The 17,039-nt window shown below is 43.5% G+C and carries 16 protein-coding genes; 1 reads left to right on the top strand and 15 read right to left on the bottom strand.

The window, feature by feature from the left end; translation table 11 throughout:
- From clpX to tig, 3 genes are all read right to left on the bottom strand, one after another.
- Entirely contained in the window at window positions 1-1,263 is a 1,263-nt protein-coding gene (clpX, locus tag WMO37_RS00235) for an ATP-dependent Clp protease ATP-binding subunit ClpX (protein ID WP_227089492.1), read from the bottom strand.
- A 72-nt stretch (window positions 1,264-1,335) separates the two neighbouring features.
- Window positions 1,336-1,917 (bottom strand): ATP-dependent Clp endopeptidase proteolytic subunit ClpP, encoded by a 582-nt coding sequence (gene clpP, locus WMO37_RS00230; RefSeq protein WP_022433090.1) that lies wholly within the window; start codon window positions 1,915-1,917, stop codon window positions 1,336-1,338.
- A gap of 26 nt (window positions 1,918-1,943) precedes the next feature.
- A complete protein-coding gene (gene tig, locus WMO37_RS00225; protein WP_022433089.1) occupies window positions 1,944-3,233 on the bottom strand; it encodes a trigger factor in 1,290 nt (429 codons plus the stop codon).
- A 213-nt stretch (window positions 3,234-3,446) separates the two neighbouring features.
- Here tig and WMO37_RS00220 point away from each other — a divergent pair, with 213 nt between their 5' ends.
- The gene (locus tag WMO37_RS00220; RefSeq protein WP_022433088.1) at window positions 3,447-3,926 is read left to right on the top strand and encodes an acyl-CoA thioesterase; all 480 of its coding nucleotides are present in this window, start codon (window positions 3,447-3,449) and stop codon (window positions 3,924-3,926) included.
- A gap of 120 nt (window positions 3,927-4,046) precedes the next feature.
- On the opposite strand, the gene WMO37_RS00215 is transcribed toward WMO37_RS00220, so the two are convergent.
- The 12 genes from WMO37_RS00215 to nifJ all read right to left on the bottom strand — a co-directional run bounded on the left by WMO37_RS00215 (window position 4,047) and on the right by nifJ (window position 17,028).
- Window positions 4,047-4,256: an alpha/beta-type small acid-soluble spore protein gene (locus tag WMO37_RS00215; protein ID WP_022433087.1), complete on the bottom strand. Its 210-nt coding sequence runs from the start codon at window positions 4,254-4,256 to the stop codon at window positions 4,047-4,049.
- 109 nt (window positions 4,257-4,365) lie between these two features.
- Window positions 4,366-5,445 carry a D-alanyl-D-alanine carboxypeptidase family protein gene (locus WMO37_RS00210; protein ID WP_022433086.1) on the bottom strand — a complete coding sequence of 360 codons (1,080 nt, stop codon included), beginning with the start codon at window positions 5,443-5,445 and terminating at the stop codon, window positions 4,366-4,368.
- Window positions 5,446-5,450: 5 nt separating this feature from the next.
- Window positions 5,451-6,011 carry a DJ-1 family glyoxalase III gene (locus tag WMO37_RS00205; protein WP_022433085.1) on the bottom strand — a complete coding sequence of 187 codons (561 nt, stop codon included), beginning with the start codon at window positions 6,009-6,011 and terminating at the stop codon, window positions 5,451-5,453.
- 12 nt (window positions 6,012-6,023) lie between these two features.
- On the bottom strand, window positions 6,024-6,947 hold the full coding sequence (locus WMO37_RS00200) for an alpha/beta fold hydrolase (RefSeq protein ID WP_022433084.1): 924 nt from the start codon (window positions 6,945-6,947) through the stop codon (window positions 6,024-6,026).
- Window positions 6,948-6,978: 31 nt separating this feature from the next.
- Window positions 6,979-7,764: a leucine-rich repeat domain-containing protein gene (locus WMO37_RS00195; RefSeq protein ID WP_227089488.1), complete on the bottom strand. Its 786-nt coding sequence runs from the start codon at window positions 7,762-7,764 to the stop codon at window positions 6,979-6,981.
- Between the two features lie 17 nt (window positions 7,765-7,781).
- Complete coding sequence (locus WMO37_RS00190) at window positions 7,782-8,342, bottom strand: NUDIX hydrolase (RefSeq protein WP_227089487.1); 561 nt, start codon at window positions 8,340-8,342, stop codon at window positions 7,782-7,784.
- Between the two features lie 153 nt (window positions 8,343-8,495).
- On the bottom strand, window positions 8,496-9,956 hold the full coding sequence (locus WMO37_RS00185) for a 4Fe-4S dicluster domain-containing protein (RefSeq protein WP_349153964.1): 1,461 nt from the start codon (window positions 9,954-9,956) through the stop codon (window positions 8,496-8,498).
- A gap of 22 nt (window positions 9,957-9,978) precedes the next feature.
- A complete protein-coding gene (locus WMO37_RS00180) occupies window positions 9,979-10,941 on the bottom strand; it encodes a methyl-accepting chemotaxis protein (protein ID WP_022433080.1) in 963 nt (320 codons plus the stop codon).
- Between the two features lie 63 nt (window positions 10,942-11,004).
- Window positions 11,005-12,069, bottom strand: coding sequence for an FIST signal transduction protein (locus WMO37_RS00175; RefSeq protein ID WP_022433079.1), 1,065 nt, complete (start codon window positions 12,067-12,069; stop codon window positions 11,005-11,007).
- A 164-nt stretch (window positions 12,070-12,233) separates the two neighbouring features.
- A complete protein-coding gene (locus tag WMO37_RS00170; protein ID WP_022433078.1) occupies window positions 12,234-13,157 on the bottom strand; it encodes a LysR family transcriptional regulator in 924 nt (307 codons plus the stop codon).
- 169 nt (window positions 13,158-13,326) lie between these two features.
- Window positions 13,327-13,707, bottom strand: a complete 381-nt coding sequence (locus WMO37_RS00165) for a thiamine pyrophosphate-dependent enzyme (RefSeq protein WP_349153963.1) — start codon at window positions 13,705-13,707, stop codon at window positions 13,327-13,329.
- A 15-nt stretch (window positions 13,708-13,722) separates the two neighbouring features.
- Entirely contained in the window at window positions 13,723-17,028 is a 3,306-nt protein-coding gene (gene nifJ / locus WMO37_RS00160) for a pyruvate:ferredoxin (flavodoxin) oxidoreductase (RefSeq protein ID WP_349153962.1), read from the bottom strand.
- Window positions 17,029-17,039: the final 11 nt, after the last annotated feature.

The raw sequence follows: 17,039 nt of genomic DNA, 5'->3' as shown, positions 1-17,039 counted from the left end.
TTACATTGCAACATTTTCTGAGCGGTACTCAATCAAAGGCTTTGCTGTTCCATCTACGGCATCCTTTGTAATTACACATTTTGCAATCGTATCATCTGACGGAATTTCGTACATCACTTCATTCATAACTGCCTCTAAGATAGAACGAAGGCCACGGGCACCCGTCTTTCTTTCAAAACTCTTTTTAGCGACTTCTTCAACCGCTTCGTCTGTAAATTCCAGTTCTACCTCATCTAAAGAGAACAATGCCTGATACTGCTTTAAAATCGCATTTTTCGGTTCCTTTAAAATTCTTACCAGTGCAGCTTCATCTAAGGAATCCAATGCAACAACCACCGGCACACGGCCTACAAATTCAGGAATCAGTCCGAATTTAATCAGATCCTGCGGAAGTACCTTATGGAACATCTCACCGACTTCTGCTTCAATCTTTTCATGGACATCTGCATTAAATCCGATAGAACTCTTATCCATACGGGATTCAATAATCTTTTCAAGACCGTCAAATGCACCACCGCAGATAAATAAAATATTGGTTGTATCAATTGGAATCAGTTCCTGCTGTGGGTGTTTTCTTCCTCCCTGTGGCGGAACGGAAGCCACCGTACCCTCTAAAATTTTAAGAAGTGCCTGCTGTACACCTTCGCCCGATACATCTCTTGTAATGGATACATTTTCTGATTTCTTTGTAATCTTATCTATTTCATCAATATAAATAATACCATATTGTGCTTTTTCGATATCATAATCTGCTGCCTGAATCAGCTTTAATAAAATATTTTCTACATCTTCACCGACATACCCCGCCTCTGTCAGTGTGGTTGCATCTGCAATTGCAAACGGCACATTTAAAAGTCTTGCCAGATTCTGAGCAAGAAATGTCTTACCGGAACCTGTCGGACCCAGCATTAAAATATTACTTTTCTGTAATTCTACATCAACGTCTTTCCCTGATAAAATTCTCTTGTAATGATTATAAACCGCTACAGCCAGTACTTTCTTTGCCTCGTCCTGTCCGATAACATAGTCATCTAAAAATTCTTTTATTTCTTTTGGCTTTAACAGATTAATTTCCATATCTTCTGCCGGATTGCCGTCATCTTCTTCTTCTTCAAATTCTTCATCAAGAATATCACTGCAAATACTTACACACTGGTCACAAATGTAAATTCCGTTCGGACCGGATATCAGCTTTTTTACCTGATCCTGTGTCTTATTGCAAAATGAACATCTCAACTTTTCATCTATACCTCTGCCTGCCATGAAATCCTCCAACAATAATAATGTAATTTATAAAAGGACTGTTGCGAAAAGCAACAGTCCCGTCATTTAAAACTATCTCTTTTCAACTACGCTGTCAATAAGACCATAAGCTACAGCTTCCTGTGCTGTCATATAGTTATCACGCTCTGTATCACGAGATATTTCTTCTACTGACTTGCCAGTATTGGCTGCCAGAATTTCATTCAACCGATTTCTAGTCTTTAAAATATTTTCTGCAACGATTCTGATTTCTGTTTCCTGTCCTTTGGCACCGCCTGAAGGCTGATGAATCATAATTTCAGAATTCGGGAGAGCAAGTCTTTTGCCCTTTGCACCGCCCGCAAGCAAAAATGCACCCATGCTTGCTGCAAGTCCCATGCACATCGTAGATACATCACACTTAATATACTGCATTGTATCATAAATTGCAAATCCGGCAGATACAGAACCACCCGGACTGTTAATGTAAAGGTGAATATCCTTGCTTGGATCTTCTGCCTCTAAAAATAACATCTGTGCAATAACAATATTTGCAGATACATCTGTCACTTCTTCTCCTAAGAAGATAATTCTGTCTTTTAAAAGTCTTGAATAAATATCATATGACCGTTCTCCACGGCTGGTCTGTTCAACGACATAAGGCACTAAACTCATAATTTCTGTCCTTTCTTACGCGAAAATTACTTTTCTACAGTTGAATTTACGATAAGATCTACTGCCTTCTGGATAGCAATATCACTTCTGATCTGCTTTCCTTCAAATTCTCCCATAAATTCTTTAATCTGTGAAAGTTCCATCTTATACATATCAGCCATCTTCTGAAGCTCTGCATCGAATTCTTCATCGGATACCTGAATATCTTCTGCCTTTGCAACTGCTTCAAGTACCAGTCTTGTCTGGATTCTCTTAACAGCTTCCGGCTTCATTTCTTCTACAATCTTATCTGCTGTCATACCTGTGTACTGGAAGTACTGGTCGATAGATAAGCCCTGCTGCTGTAATCTCTGTGCAAAGTCTTCTACCATTCTGTTTACCTGTGTATTAATCATAGCTTCCGGAATGTCCATCTTAGATGTTTCTACAATCTTAGCGATTGCTTCGTCTTCCTTCTTAGCCTTTGCTTCATTTTCCTTGCGAACGGAAATTGTCTTCTTTAAGTCTTCCTTGTATTCAGCAAGTGTATCGAAATCTGATACATCCTGTGCAAAATCATCATCTAATTCAGGAAGCTGCTTTTCCTTGATTTCCTTTACGGATACCTTGAATGTAGCCGGCTTGCCCTTTAATTCTTCTGCATGATATTCTTCCGGGAATGTTACGTTGATTTCTTTTTCTTCGCCAATGTTCATGCCGATTAACTGTTCTTCAAAGTTGTCGATGAATGAATGAGAACCGATTGTTAAAGGATAGTTTTCACCCTTTCCGCCTTCAAATGCAACACCGTCAACAAAACCTTCAAAGTCAATAACAGTCATATCGCCGTCTTTAACAGCTCTGTCTTCTACTGTTACTGTTCTTGAGTTCTGTTCCTGAACCTTCTTTAATTCTTCTTCTACGTCTGCATCTGTTACTTCTGTATCAGCCTTTTCTACTTCAACACCCTTGTATGTGCCAAGTTCTACTTCCGGCTTTACAGCTACTTCTGCTGCGAAGATGAATGGCTTGCCTTTTTCTAACTGTACAACAGAAATCTTAGGCTGTGAAACGATTTCTAACTTGCTTTCTTCAGCTGCTGTGGCATATGCTTCAGGAATGATAGCGTTTGCTGCATCTTCGTAGAATACTTCTGCACCATACATCTGCTCAATCATCTTACGAGGTGCCTTACCTTTTCTGAAACCCGGGATAGAAATCTTGTTCTTATCTTTATTATAAGCCTTATTTAAACCTGCTTCAAACTCCTCTGCTGTTGACTCGATTACGAGTTTGACCATGTTCTTTTCTTCCATCTGTTCTACTTTAAAACTCATTGTTACTATTTCCTCCTTAAAGATATATGTAAATTTTTCTAGCGTACAACGTACATATTAGGCATTATAACATAACTTTTTTTACTTTACCAGTAAAATTTTTCTTCAATTTATTTATTTTTTATTTCACGAACCGCCTGTGTTTATGTTATAGTAAGAATACTATCAAATCTGTCCGGATGACAGATAAAAAAAATGGGAATGGGGATTTATATGAATGAGATAAAAGAAAAATCAGTTGAAGTTTCCCGCACAGAGGTTTCACATTTACTATGTAACCGTGATATGAACGGTGCTGGAAGACTTTTTGGCGGACAGCTTTTAATGTGGATTGACGAAGTTGCAGGCATTGTTGCCAAACGCCACTGCGAATGTAACGTTACCACGGCAAGCATTGACAACTTACAATTTAAGGAAGCATGTTATCTGGGTGATGTCATCGTTTTAATCGGCTATCTGACCCATGTTGGCAATTCTTCCATGGAAGTACGCATTGACACCTACGTGGAAAAGAAAAACGGCAAACGTTATCCTGTCAACCGCGCCTTCTTTATTATGGTTGCCCTTGATGAAAACGACCATCCTGTCCGCGTTCCGCGACTGTCAGTTTCTTCCATTGAGGAGCAGGCAAAATGGGAGGCTGCCGAACGCCGCGTTGCACTGCGCAAAACCCGGCGCGAAGAAGGCTTTTAAACTCTTATACAACATAAAGAAATGCCACAGCATTTCACGGTGATTCAAGGTTTGAATTTCCGTGGAAACTGTGGCTTTTCTTTTTTGTGTCACCGGCACAATCTTCTTTTTACCGACAGATTACTTGCCCTGTGACATCTGCTCTTCCTGTCTTTTAATCATCTTCTTAACCATGTTACCGCCAACAGAACCTGCTTCTGCTGATGTTAAATCACCGTTGTAACCTTCTTTTAAGTTTACACCGATTTCTGAGGCAACTTCCATCTTGAATCTGTCAAGTGCGTCCTGTGCTTCCTTCTTTGTTTTTGAATTAGAATTAGAGTTTGTCATAATACTGCACCTCCATGATATTTGTTTTAGATAAGAACTTTTTTCGTTGCTTATCTTGGTATTAGTATGTGCAGCCGTAAATCAATTATTATGACAATTTTTGTAAAAACTACGGCAGATAGGTTTTATAAATTTCAAAATCATCAAAAATGACGTGCCATTTGTAAGATGCCCCGGCTGTCAATGCAACATAGTGATGCCCGTTCTTTTGTGCATAGCTTACAAGGCAGTTTCCCGCCTCCTGCGTATATCCTGTCTTTCCTGCCATGATGGTCACATTCTCGACTTCATTACCATACATTCTGCTAAACATCGTACTGGAAAGCTTAATTCCCTCCGGGTGCTGAGCCGTCGGTGTCGTGGTATACTGGTACGTTGAAAGCACCTCTGCGCATGTCGGATTCTGCATTGCATACTGCATAATCATTGCCATTTCAACCGGTGTTGTATACTGCTGTTCGTCATACAGCCCCGATGCATTCATAAAATGTGTATTTTTCAAGCCGATTTCACTGCATTTCTGATTCATTAAATCCGCAAATGCTTCTTCTGAACCGGCTGTCATAATCGAAAGGGCTACCGCCGCATCTGCACCTGACGGCAGTACAAGTCCATACAGATAATCCTTTGCCGTAACCATTTCACCCGGATCAAATCCCGCCCGGGATGCCTGCTCACGCACCAGCGGGTCCAGCAGCTCATACGACAGCGCATAGGTCTGGTTTAAATCCTGAAGCTGCTCTACCGCAACAATCAGCGTCATGACCTTTGTCATGGAAGCCGGATAAATCTTTTCGTTGTATCCCCTTCCTGCAATTACCTGACTGTTTTCTACGTCGAGTAATGCAACATACGGACTTTTGACTTCTTCCGAAACGATTTCTTTATAATTTTCACTGACGGACGGATATTTGAATTTCTGTTCCGGTTCTGAAATCTGTGCCAGTGCCTGCATGGCATCCTGCGCCATCTGCTGTGAATTAATGCCATCTGCCTGACCACCGCCTTCGCCGCGGGTTGTATACAAAATACAGCATACTGCAACTACGACGGCAACAGCAGCCGTTATCGCTCCCTTTATCATTTTTAAACGCTTCTGCCGTCTGCGCTTCATCTGCCTGGCATGACTTCTTCTCTCTCTATCCGCTCTTTTGGCTCTTTCGTAACTGTCTAAGTATTCATTTTCCATGATTCTTATGCCTGCTTTTCCAGATACTGCACAGATTGTCCGATTTCCTGTGCTTTTTCTTCACTTATCAGCAGTCTGACAAGTTCAAGTCCGAGTTCAATAGAAGCCCCCATGCCTCTTGCCGTTGTAATATTGCCGTCTGTCACCACTTTAACTGGTGCGGTAAGCACTTCTGCCCCTGTTAAATCCTTTTCAAAGCCCGGAAATGCCGTTGCCTTCTTTCCGTTTAATATGCCAAGGTGTCCTAAAATACTCGGTGCTGCACAGATTGCAGCAATCCGTCCGCCTTCCGCGTGGTGCTTTTCAAGCAGTTTCAAAAGCGGCTTACATTCATTATACTGCTTATGTCCGGGACCTCCCGGCAAGAATAAAACGTCTTCTTTACAAACCGGCTGAGCCTTAAATAATGTATCCGCCTTTACTGTAATATTCTGAGCCGAACATACTTGTTCATTTCCGGTAATGGATACCGTTTCCACTTCAATGCCCGCTCTCCTTAAAATATCAATAACCGCCAGTGCTTCCACTGTTTCAAACCCATCTGTTAAAAATGTATATACCTTCATCCTTTTCCTTCCTTATCTATGCTTACAAATCCACTGGTATAAATCCTCAAATACATCTTCCTGTATCAGTTCATTGTGCAGCTCATGTCTGCAATCCTCATACAGCCGCAGTTCCACATCGTAAAAATGCCTGCTGTAAGTCACAAACAGCTTTTTGACATCTCTGCCATAACCGCCCACCGGGTCTTTTGTCCCTGCTGCCAGTATCACCGGAAGATCTCTTGGTACTTTACGGATATTAGATACTTTCTTTACATAGGCAATCGTATCCAACAGTCCAAGATATCCGTTTACCGTAAACAGATAGCTGCATTTTTCATCTGCCACGTATTCTTTAATCACCTCAGCATTGCCACACACCCAGTCTTTATCCGTTACCGGATTGACAACTCTTGCATTGTAACTGCCAAACATCAGATGATTTAAAAACGGACTGCGGTAACGCTCACCCTTAATCAGTCTTACCAGTTTTGCCAGCAAAATTCCCGATTTTACAACAATATCGGGCTGATTGCCTGTACCAAGCAGCAATACACCGTTTAATTCATAGCCATATTCCGTAATATATCTTCGTGACAAAAATGATCCCATGCTGTGCCCAAGCAGAAAATACGGAACATCGGGATATTTCTTTTTCATAATCGCCGTCAGCTTATGCATATCTTCAACGACACAACGGCTTGCATTTTTTTCCGTAAAATATCCATAATCTTCCTTTGTCAAAACAGAATCGCCATGTCCCAGATGGTCATTTCCTGCAACGACATAACCTTTTTTTGCAAAATATTCTGCCATCGCCGTATAACGTTCAATATAATCAATCATGCCGTGTGCAATCTGAATGACACCCTGCACGTTTCCTTCCGGCTCCCAGATTTTCACGTGGATGTGATTCTTATGGTCTGCCGATAAAAAATGTCTGTCTGTAACCTTCATATGCCGCCTCCGTTCTCATTTATTCTTTGCTTTATTCTTTGATGCTTTTTGCGCCCCACGGACTACCCGTCAGTTTTCCGTCATATGCAAGCTGCTCCACATCTAAAAATGCGTCCTGTCCGATTTCTTCCACACCGGAATTAACAGATAATTCCAGCTTTGTACAGCCGTTAAATGCCGCATAACCGATTTTTTTAACAGAAGACGGCAGCTCCAGCTTTGTCAGGCTGCTACATCCTGAAAATGCATAATTACCGATTGCTTCTACCCGGCTGTTCAGCGTGATTTTTTCCAATACCGTGTTATCATAAAAGACACCCGAGCCGATGCTCACAACATTTTCCGGCACTGTATACTCTGTAAGGTTTTCTTTCACCGCAAGTAAAATATTATTGACAATAATTTCATTGCTGCTTTCCAGACGGCTCTTCTCCCAGCGTGTATTGGTTACAACATGTGTACCCACATTTTCCAGTGACTGTGGAAATGCAATGGTCTGTAACATGGTACAGTTTAAAAATACATTGTCACCGATACTTTTTACGCCTTCTTCAAATACCACTTCGGTTACATTGTAGTCATCACGAAATGCTTCTCCCGCAACTGCTGTTACCGTACTGCCGTCAAGCTGTGCCGGTATCGTAAGCTTAGAATCCGCTCTGCCTTTATCGGTCAGCCCCGTTATCGTAATGGTATCATCTTCGTTTTTTTCATACGTAAATACCGGTATTACTTTCTTATTTTTGCAGCCTGAAAGCGGCATCAGCATAACTGTTGCCAGCAGCAATACCATTGTCAAAATTGTCTTTTTTCTCACGTTTTTCCCACTCTTTCTTAATTCATTGCCCACAAGTAACAGTATGCCTGCGTTCTTGCCGCAAAATGCTTATTTTTCAATAAATTCTTTACTTCTTCTTTGGTATACCAGCCTGCCTGAATTTCTTCCATCGTAGACGTACTCGGCGCAAATGTGCCTGCTGCTGTACCGATCACAACAGCATTGGTTTCATTGGAAAATCCGATGGCGCTGTAGCTGTCATAAAGCTGGTCGGCAATCTCAACAATCTCAAGTCCTGTTTCTTCCCTTAATTCCCTTGCCGCCGCTTCCTTCGGTGTTTCACCACTGTCAATCAGCCCTGCCGGGAAGTTGTATACACACTCCCCGACAGCCATGCGGAACTCCTTATTTAAGAGAATTTTTTCACCACCGGCATCTGTCATAATAATTACAACGCCGTCTGTATGCGGATTATGCAAATCCTCCAGTGTCTTTAAATCCTTATTTCTGCTGATAATCTCATAGACCTTTTTCCGTTGATCCTGGGTTGTATAACTTACATTATACCGGTCAATAAATGCACCTTCATGCACCTTTTCAATCTTATCAAATCTCATACCTGTCCAAATCCTCTTTTAATCAGGTCATCCACCTGTTTTATTAATAAACAATGCGCCGCGCACTCCCGTTGCCACCCTCTCCCGCATTTTTTGCAGAAAAAAGCCGAAGTTAAGTGACAACGTTGAGGCGTTTTCTGCAAAAATGCAAGTTTAGCGGTGCATCGCAAATGCTTCCATATCTACAGATTCCAGATTTTCATGAACACCTCTGTCATCTGCTTCTGCAATCAGTGTGTCGCGGTCTTTCTTAAACTGCATCTCGCTTCTGTGCTGGCTCGGTCCGCCTACACATCCGCCTTCGCACATCATGCCTTCTACAAAATCTGCCTGAAGGCGTCCGACCTTCATCAATGTTAATGCTTTCTTTACTTCTGCCGCACCGGCACATTTTTCAACTGTCAGTCCCGATGTATCTGTGCCTGTTTCTTCCATGCTCTTTAACACTGCCGCTGTTACGCCGCCGCCGTTTCCGAAACGCTTACCGTATACACTTGCCTGCTGTGAATCATTTTCTTCCGGCTCAAACTGCACGTCTTTTGCACGCATCATTGCACGGAATTCACCGATTGTTAATACATAATCTGCATTGCCCTCGATGTCATTATCCTTGACTTCGCTCTTTTTGGCAATACAAGGTCCTACAAATACCGTTACCGTACCCGGATCCTTTGCCTTTAACATACGGGATACCGCACACATCGGCGAAACCGTTGTTGAAATGTTGTCTGCCAGTTCCGGATAGTGCTTGCGGATCATGTTGACAAATGCCGGACAGCAGGAGGTTGTCATCTTTTTGCCCTGCTCGTGTGCTTCGAGCCACTCTGCCGCTTCAGCCGCCGCTGTCATATCACCACCGAGTCCGACTTCCACCATATCAGCAAATCCAATCTTTTTGCAGGCAGTACGAATACTTGACATTGTGATTTCCCTGCCAAACTGTCCCTCAATTGCCGGTGCAAACATCGCAACGACTTTTTTACCTGCCAGCATATCTTTTATAATTGCCACAATGTCGGTCTTTGAACCGATCGCACCAAACGGACATCTGTGAATACACTGTCCGCAGCGGATACATTTTTCTTCATCAATCACGCAGATGCCATTTTCATCCATGGTAATTGCGTTGACGGGACAGACTTTTTTACATGGACGGATTAAATCCGCAATCGCATTGTACGGACAGTTTTTTGCACACATGCCGCACTCCTTACATTTGTCCGGGTCAATATAGGCTCTGTCCCTGCCCATTGAAATTGCCCCGAACTTGCAGGACTGCTGACAGGCCTTTGCCATACATTTACGGCAGTTATCCGTTACAATATAGTGGGATAACGGACAGTCTGCACACGCAGACTCTATTACCTGAATTACATTTTTAGAACCACTGTGGTCACTCTCTGTCGGACATAAACCCTCCGCCAGTCTTACTCTCTGGCGGACGATTTCTCTTTCCTTATAGACGCAGCAGCGAAACTGCGGCTTCGGCCCCGGAATTAATTTATAAGCAAGTTCGTCTTTTTTCTCATCAAATTCACCTGCATAGGCAAGCTTTGCCACCTGATACAGAACTTCGTGTTTTATTTTTAAAATTGTTGCGTCATTTGTCAGCATAATTCTTCCTCTTTTCTACATATTATTGTTTTGATATATCCTTTGCCAATGGTTCAACCTGTAAAAGCATATTTCTGATGTCATCAAACACCGCTGTCTTTATGTTATCACTTTTTTCAATATCTTCAATACAAGAAAGCACTTTATCATAATATGTTCTGGATAACACTACAAAATCAGAAATTTTTTCCACTTCTTTCGTTGAATCCTGAATTGCATCTGCAATGTTGTTCTGCACCTGTCCGATTGCATCTGCCTTCCCCTTAATTTCCTCAAAAATGTCATGCGCCGAATTTACATTTTCCGTATTCTCGTCTAAAATCTGTTCTGACTCTCGCAGGGAACGGCTTAATTCTCCTGTGCCGTCCTCTACATTCTTGATTCTTTCACTGATAACCTGAATCAGATTTTTAATCTCGTCTGCAAGTTCACGAACCTGTTCCGCAACAACCGCAAACCCTCTGCCCTGCTCACCGGCTCTTGCCGCTTCAATTGAAGCATTTAACGCAAGCATATTGGTCTGGTTTGCCACATCAACGATTCCCTGTGTACACTCTTTAATTTCTCCGACTGCCTGCTCCAGATTCTGGAATGTCGTATCCATTACATGAAAGCTGTCTGTTACACGCGCAGAGTCCGCTTTTAATTCGCGCACCTTTTCCTGTGCCGTATCTACAGATGCAATAATGCCGTCACGCACACTGCTGAAATTCTCCGATGCATTCTGTATTCCCGAAAATGTATTTCCGAAATTCTGAATCTGTACAGATAACCGGTCCATCTCTGTTAAAACATTATCAAACGCCTCTTTAATCCCGACAATCTGATTGCTGACAACCACTTCTTCATCGGAAAGATTTTCAAAGCGCTCTGATATATAATTTGCCGTATAAATAATCGGATATGCCTTATCTTCCAACGAAATCTGCGGCTGTTTTACTTCCTGTACAGCTTCTTTTTGTTTATTTTTATGAAATAATCCCATATGTACCTCTTTTCTAACGTTCCTGTCATGATACCGCTCATCTGCCATTAAAGCTATTAGTGTTTACTCAAATACCACTGCTGACATTGTCTGATTCGTATGCTGTCCGTTATAATGCTCCCCAAGTCCGACAAGTCCTGCATGACTGCCAAGCTTTCCCATTTCTTCAAGATATTCGTTCACAAAACCTTTCTGCTGGAAATACAGATACCGGAACAGGCAGTTTACCGAAAATACGCCCGAAATCTTTGAAAAATCTTTGTGGATACTTTCAATGGTTTCCTGTAAAATCTGCTTGTGATCTCCCGCCTGTAAAAAACAGATGTTATCCTTTGGGTTTACTTTTCTATAGCAGGAAAAGCTGCCGTTTCCGGTACGCTCTTTAATCGAAATAATATAGGTTTCATCACCGATAACACGTCCAAGTGGATTTACCATGGTCTGTTCCGTAATATTTTCCGGCGAAATCCCCAGTTCTTTTGTATAAACGTCTTCCGCCCGTCTGCCGTCAATTTCCTGAATCGTATAAGTACGCGGTTCAGACCTCGTAACAATATGCTTTACTGCATCTTTACGCAGATAAATATTTTCTTTATAAACCTTAACCCTGCCGGATTCATTTTTAACCAGTGCATAAGCGCAGGCATCTTCATAAACCTGTCCGTTACAGCATACCAGTCCTTCCCATGCCGTTCCGCCGGTCAGCTGAATCTTTTTGCTTTTCAGAACGGATTCCATCGTTGCCAGCACACATTCATCATTGCCGCTGCAAAAATCAATTAACACGGTATTATCCGCTGATGCACTGATATTTGTAACATTCTGCTGGAATTTTCTGATACATTTTACCGGCATTGTGGATACATCAGTAAAAACATCCGCTGCCGCACGGATTCCACCGGAAAATCCAACAACCATAACACCATTTTCAAGCACCTGTGTCTTTCCGTAAAACTGTCCCACACACCCAATACTTGGCACACCCGGAAACATTTCTTCCAGCTGTGATACGCTTTCTTTAAAACGTTCTTTACTGCTGTCAAACAGCATTAAAAACTGAGGATTTTTTAATCCTTCGGCAGCTTCTTTTATGCTGCCTGTTTTGCTCATTCCAACAAACTGCTCCATACGCTTATACCCCTTCTTTCGTTTTTATAAATTATTTTTTACTCACCGGTGCATTTATATTTTTCCATCACCTGTCAGCAAAAATGACTTTTTATATTCTGACTTTTATATCATATCATTGTTTATGTATCTTTACCAGTATTTTAAACACTGTCTTTGGGATTTTATATGACATAACTGCCCATTGCTTTATCCTGATATTTTGCGATTTCATCAAGGTATTTCTGTCCCAGAAGACTGATGGCAACACCTTTTCTATACAAATATCCAATTGACATTTCTTCATTGGATTTGAGTTTGACTGCACAGTATTCCGAACCGTTTAATTCCTCACAGATAATACCGGAACACAATGTAAATCCATTGAGTCCCACCATCAGATTTAACATGGTTGCGCGGTCATTTGCCTTAATCAGCCGCTTATACTGATAGGTGCTTAAAACTTCCTCTGCAAAATAAAAGGAATTGTAACTTCCCTGCTCAAAGGACAGGCACGGATACTCCGCCAGTTCTTCCATATCAATTTCTTTTTTATTTGCAAGCGGATGTCCTTTCCACATATATACATATACACCACACCGCAGAATTTCATGGAATTCCAGATTATACTCGGCAAAAAGCTTGGTCAGCACCTTCCGGTTAAATTCATTCAGATACAATATACCAATTTCACTACGGAACGTTCTGACATCTTCAATAACTTCATACGTCTTTGTTTCATGCACTGCAAATTCATACTCATCCATGCCAAACTGTTTCACCATCTCCACAAAAGCATTGACCGCAAAGGTATAATGCTGCATGGAAACACTGAATTTTTTCTTTACTTTTTCTTTCTGTACATACTTGGATTCAATTAACTGATACTGCTCTACGACCTGTTTGGCATATCCAATAAATTCTTCGCCGTCCGGTGTCAGTAAAATACCGCGGCTGCTACGCCGGAACAGTTCCACACCGATTTCCTCTTCTAAGTCCCGTATGGCAAGCGACAGGCTCGGCTGTGAAATAAAAAGTTCCTTTGCCGCCTGATTCATGGAACCTGCTTCTGATACGGTAATCGCGTATTTTAATTGTGTCAGTGTCATTGCTTACACCCCTTCACTTCCAAAAATATACTAATATTTTATCATTTTCATCTTTTTCTGTAAATTAAAAAGCGGAATACCTGTCATATAAATTTCCCACCTGCCCGGCAGGAAAATATGTTTATAATACAGCATTCCGCTTTCATTTTTTGTTGCATTTATTCACTTTTTAATCGTTTTTCTTTTTCTCTAACTCTTTAAGTTCTTCCGCCATTTCCCGATACCGCTGATACCGTCTGCCGGCATCTTCCTCTGCTTTTGCAAACAGTGCCTTTGCTTCCTTCGGATACTGCGCTTCAAGCACCGCATAGCGTAACTGGCTTCTTAAAAATTCCGTAAAGGAAGCCTTCGGCGGTCTGGAATCCAGTGCAAACGGATTTTTTCCTTCCTTTATAAGCTGCGGATTATACCGGTACAGATGCCAGTATCCGGCATCTACCGCCTGTTTCATGCTTGCCATGCTCTTTCCAATGCCTTCTTTAATGCCGTGGCTGATACAGGGTGCATAGGCAATTAACAGGGACGGACCGTCATACTGCTCCGCTTCCAAAATCGCTTTTATCGTCTAATTTTTATCCGCGCCCATGGCAATCTGCGCCACATAGACATTTCCGTAGGTCATCGCCATTGCGCCGATATCTTTTTTCGCCGTCCTTTTACCGTCGGCGGCAAATTTTGCCACGGCTGCTGCCGGTGTGGACTTTGATGCCTGCCCTCCGGTATTGGAGTAAATCTCCGTATCAAAGACAAGGACATTCACATCTGCACCGCTGGCAAGGACATGGTCTAATCCGCCGTATCCGATATCATATGCCCAGCCATCCCCGCCAACAATCCACTGTGAGCGTTTCACCAGAAAATCCACCCGCTTCTGAATTTCCGACAGCCTTTGAATCTGCCGTGACGTCCATTCTGCCTGTTCCGATACCGCCACCGGTACATCTGACCGCGTTACCGCCTCTTTCAACCCCTGCGCCAGCTTCTCACTCACCTCTTCTGCCGCCGCAGTGCAGGCTGTTGGATTATCACGCACTGCAAGCCAGTGTTCCAGCGCTTCTGATATCCCGCTTCCGCTGTCTGCAATGCCGTCATTTTCCACGCCGCTTTCACACTCCCTGACAAATTCTTCCGCCAGCCGTATCAGCGTTTCCCGCTGTTTTTTTGCACCGAGCAGCATACCGTAGCCGTATTCCGCATTGTCCTCAAACAGGGAATTTGCCCACGCAGGACCTTTTCCGTTGGCATTGCACGTATATGCCATGGATGGTGCGGAAGCACTCCAGATTGAGGAACAGCCTGTCGCATTGGCAATCACCATGCGTTCCCCGAAAAGCTGTGTCACAAGCTTCATATACGGGGTTTCACCACACCCGCCACACGCACCGGAAAATTCCATGAGCGGCCGTGCAAACTGACTGCCTTTGACCGTTTCTTTGGTCATCAGCTCCGGCTTATCCGCCACCGCACTGACAGCAAACGCCCAGTTGTCTGCCTGTTCTTTTATCTGCTTTGCGGCAGGCTGCATGACAAGCGCCTTTTCCTTTGCCGGGCAGATGTCCGCACAATTGCCGCAGCCTGTACAGTCGAGCGGACTGACCTGTATCCTGAACGTATGTCCTGCAAGCTCTTTTCCTGCCGCCGCCTTGCTTTCAAAATTCTTTGGTGCAAGCGCCTGTTCCTTTTCATTTAACAGAAACGGACGGATACACGCATGCGGGCAGATATACGAACACTGGTTGCACTGGATACAGTTCTTTTCAATCCATTCGGGAATAAATGCCGCAATGCCGCGTTTTTCATATGCGGTTGTACCGGCAGGAAATGTGCCGTCCGCCAGCGGATAAAAAGTGCTGACGGGAAGACTGTCCCCCTTTGCCTTTTCCATAGGTCTTAAAATGTTTTCAATAAATTCGGGTTCCTGCACATTTTCCCGTTCTTCTCTTGTGGACTGGAGCAATTCAACAGGCACAAGCTTTGTTTCCCGAAAACCGTATTCCGCCGCCTTTATATTTTTTTCTACAATGTCTGCACCTTTTTTTCCGTATGCCGCCTGTATGGAATTTTTCAGACAGGCAAGTGCTTTTTCCTGCGGCAGAATCCCGGTCAGATGAAAAAATGCGCCCTGCATAATCATATTAATGCGGTTTCCCAGTCCCAGACTGTGTGCCAGCTTTCCCGCATCAATCAGATAGAGCCGTGCATTTTTTTCAATCAGCGCATGAACCATTTCTTTGGGCAGTTTTCCGCCAATCTGCTCTGCGCCATACTGCGTATTCAATACAAATATGCCGTTTTCTTTCAAGCCTTCTGTCAGGTCATATCCGCTGTTTAAAAAGGATTCATTGTGGCAGGCGATATAATCCGCTTCCTGTATCAAATATTCCGAGCGGATTGGTGTATCGCCAAAACGTAGGTGGGAAACCGTAAGTCCGCCCGACTTTTTAGAATCATACGAAAAATATCCCTGCACATAGGGCTTTGCATATTCTCCGATGATTTTAACCGCCTGCTTGTTTGCACCCACCGTACCGTCCGAGCCCAGCCCCCAGAATTTGCACTGCATAAGCCCTGCCGGTGTCTGTATCGGAAAATCCGGATGAACGGCAAGCGAATGATGTGTCACATCATCTTCAATTCCGATTGTAAAATGATTTTTCGGCTGTACATCCGTCAGGTTGTCAAAGACTGCGGCAATCTGCGCCGGTGTCGTATCCTTTGAGCCAAGTCCATACCGCCCGCCGATAACCAGAGGTGCATTTTCCTTTCCGTAAAGCGCGCCGCAGATATCCAGATACAGCGGTTCTCCAAGTGCGCCCGGTTCTTTTGTACGGTCTAACACGGCAATCCGCTCCACGCTCTCCGGCAGTTCCTTTAAAAAATCTTCTGCACTGAACGGGCGGAACAGATGCACCTGAATCATGCCGTATATACCTATGTTGTCCTTCATGATGTCGTCCTGCATACCGGAATTGCCGGTATCACAATCCGTATCTGCACAGTTCATCTGCGGCAGGATTTCCCGTATGGTTTCACACACCGAACCCATGGCAATTACTACGTACTTTGGATTTTTAGCACCGTAATACTGGAAAAAGCGGTATGTCCTGCCGGTTCTTTTCTCAATCTGTGCCATATATTCTTTTATAATTCCCGGAATTTTTTCATAAAAAAGATTCGCAGCTTCTCTTGTCTGGAAATAGATGTCCGGATTCTGCGCCGTTCCGCGCATAACCGGGTGATTTGGTGACAGCGCGCGTTCCCTGAACGCCTGCACCGCTTCTTTGTCAAGCATTTCTTCATAATCTTCATAGGACAATGCTTCTATCCGCTGGATTTCGTGGGACGTGCGGAAGCCGTCAAAAAAATGGATAAAGGGCAGTCTTCCTTTGACTGCCGATAAATGTGCTACGGCAGCAAGGTCGCAGACTTCCTGCACCGATGACGATGCGAGCATGACACAGCCTGTCTGGCGTACTGCACAGACATCCTGGTGGTCACCAAAAATGCTGAGTGCCTGTGCCGCCAGCGCACGCGCGCTCACGTGCAGTACCCCCGGCAGAAGTTCTCCCGCCATTTTGTAAAGAGTCGGCTGCATTAACAGCAGTCCCTGTGATGCCGTAAATGTGGAGGCGAGTGTTCCCGACTGTAAAATGCCGTGCATTGCGCCCGCTGCTCCGGCTTCGGACTGCATTTCCACCACATCTGCCGTTTCATCAAAAATATTTTTTCTGCCCTGTGCTGCCCAGTTATCCACCGTTTCTGCCATCGCCGATGACGGTGTAATCGGATAAATCGCCGCAGCCTGTGTAAATGCGTAGGCGGTATAAGCGGCGGCAGTATTCCCGTCTACTGTCATAATTACTTTTCCCATAACATCCTCCA

It is taken from the genome of Lachnospira intestinalis, assembly GCF_040095895.1.
Classification (GTDB): Bacteria; Bacillota; Clostridia; order Lachnospirales; family Lachnospiraceae; genus Lachnospira; species Lachnospira intestinalis.
The sequence above is the reverse complement of the archived record's forward strand: the minus strand, read 5'-3'. Positions and strand labels throughout refer to the sequence as shown.

Bases quoted from the DNA above. Each gene is read 5' to 3' on its own strand.
- WMO37_RS00170 (WP_022433078.1), bottom strand. From the start codon at position 13,157: ATGACACTGACACAATTAAAATACGCGATTACCGTATCAGAAGCAGGT.
- tig (WP_022433089.1), bottom strand. From the start codon at position 3,233: ATGAGTTTTAAAGTAGAACAGATGGAAGAAAAGAACATGGTCAAACTC.
- WMO37_RS00180 (WP_022433080.1), bottom strand. From the start codon at position 10,941: ATGGGATTATTTCATAAAAATAAACAAAAAGAAGCTGTACAGGAAGTA.
- WMO37_RS00190 (WP_227089487.1), bottom strand. From the start codon at position 8,342: ATGAGATTTGATAAGATTGAAAAGGTGCATGAAGGTGCATTTATTGAC.
- WMO37_RS00200 (WP_022433084.1), bottom strand. From the start codon at position 6,947: ATGAAGGTTACAGACAGACATTTTTTATCGGCAGACCATAAGAATCAC.
- WMO37_RS00220 (WP_022433088.1), top strand. From the start codon at position 3,447: ATGAATGAGATAAAAGAAAAATCAGTTGAAGTTTCCCGCACAGAGGTT.
- clpX (WP_227089492.1), bottom strand. From the start codon at position 1,263: ATGGCAGGCAGAGGTATAGATGAAAAGTTGAGATGTTCATTTTGCAAT.
- WMO37_RS00175 (WP_022433079.1), bottom strand. From the start codon at position 12,069: ATGGAGCAGTTTGTTGGAATGAGCAAAACAGGCAGCATAAAAGAAGCT.
- WMO37_RS00215 (WP_022433087.1), bottom strand. From the start codon at position 4,256: ATGACAAACTCTAATTCTAATTCAAAAACAAAGAAGGAAGCACAGGAC.
- WMO37_RS00185 (WP_349153964.1), bottom strand. From the start codon at position 9,956: ATGCTGACAAATGACGCAACAATTTTAAAAATAAAACACGAAGTTCTG.
- WMO37_RS00210 (WP_022433086.1), bottom strand. From the start codon at position 5,445: ATGGAAAATGAATACTTAGACAGTTACGAAAGAGCCAAAAGAGCGGAT.
- clpP (WP_022433090.1), bottom strand. From the start codon at position 1,917: ATGAGTTTAGTGCCTTATGTCGTTGAACAGACCAGCCGTGGAGAACGG.
- WMO37_RS00205 (WP_022433085.1), bottom strand. From the start codon at position 6,011: ATGAAGGTATATACATTTTTAACAGATGGGTTTGAAACAGTGGAAGCA.
- nifJ (WP_349153962.1), bottom strand. From the start codon at position 17,028: ATGGGAAAAGTAATTATGACAGTAGACGGGAATACTGCCGCCGCTTAT.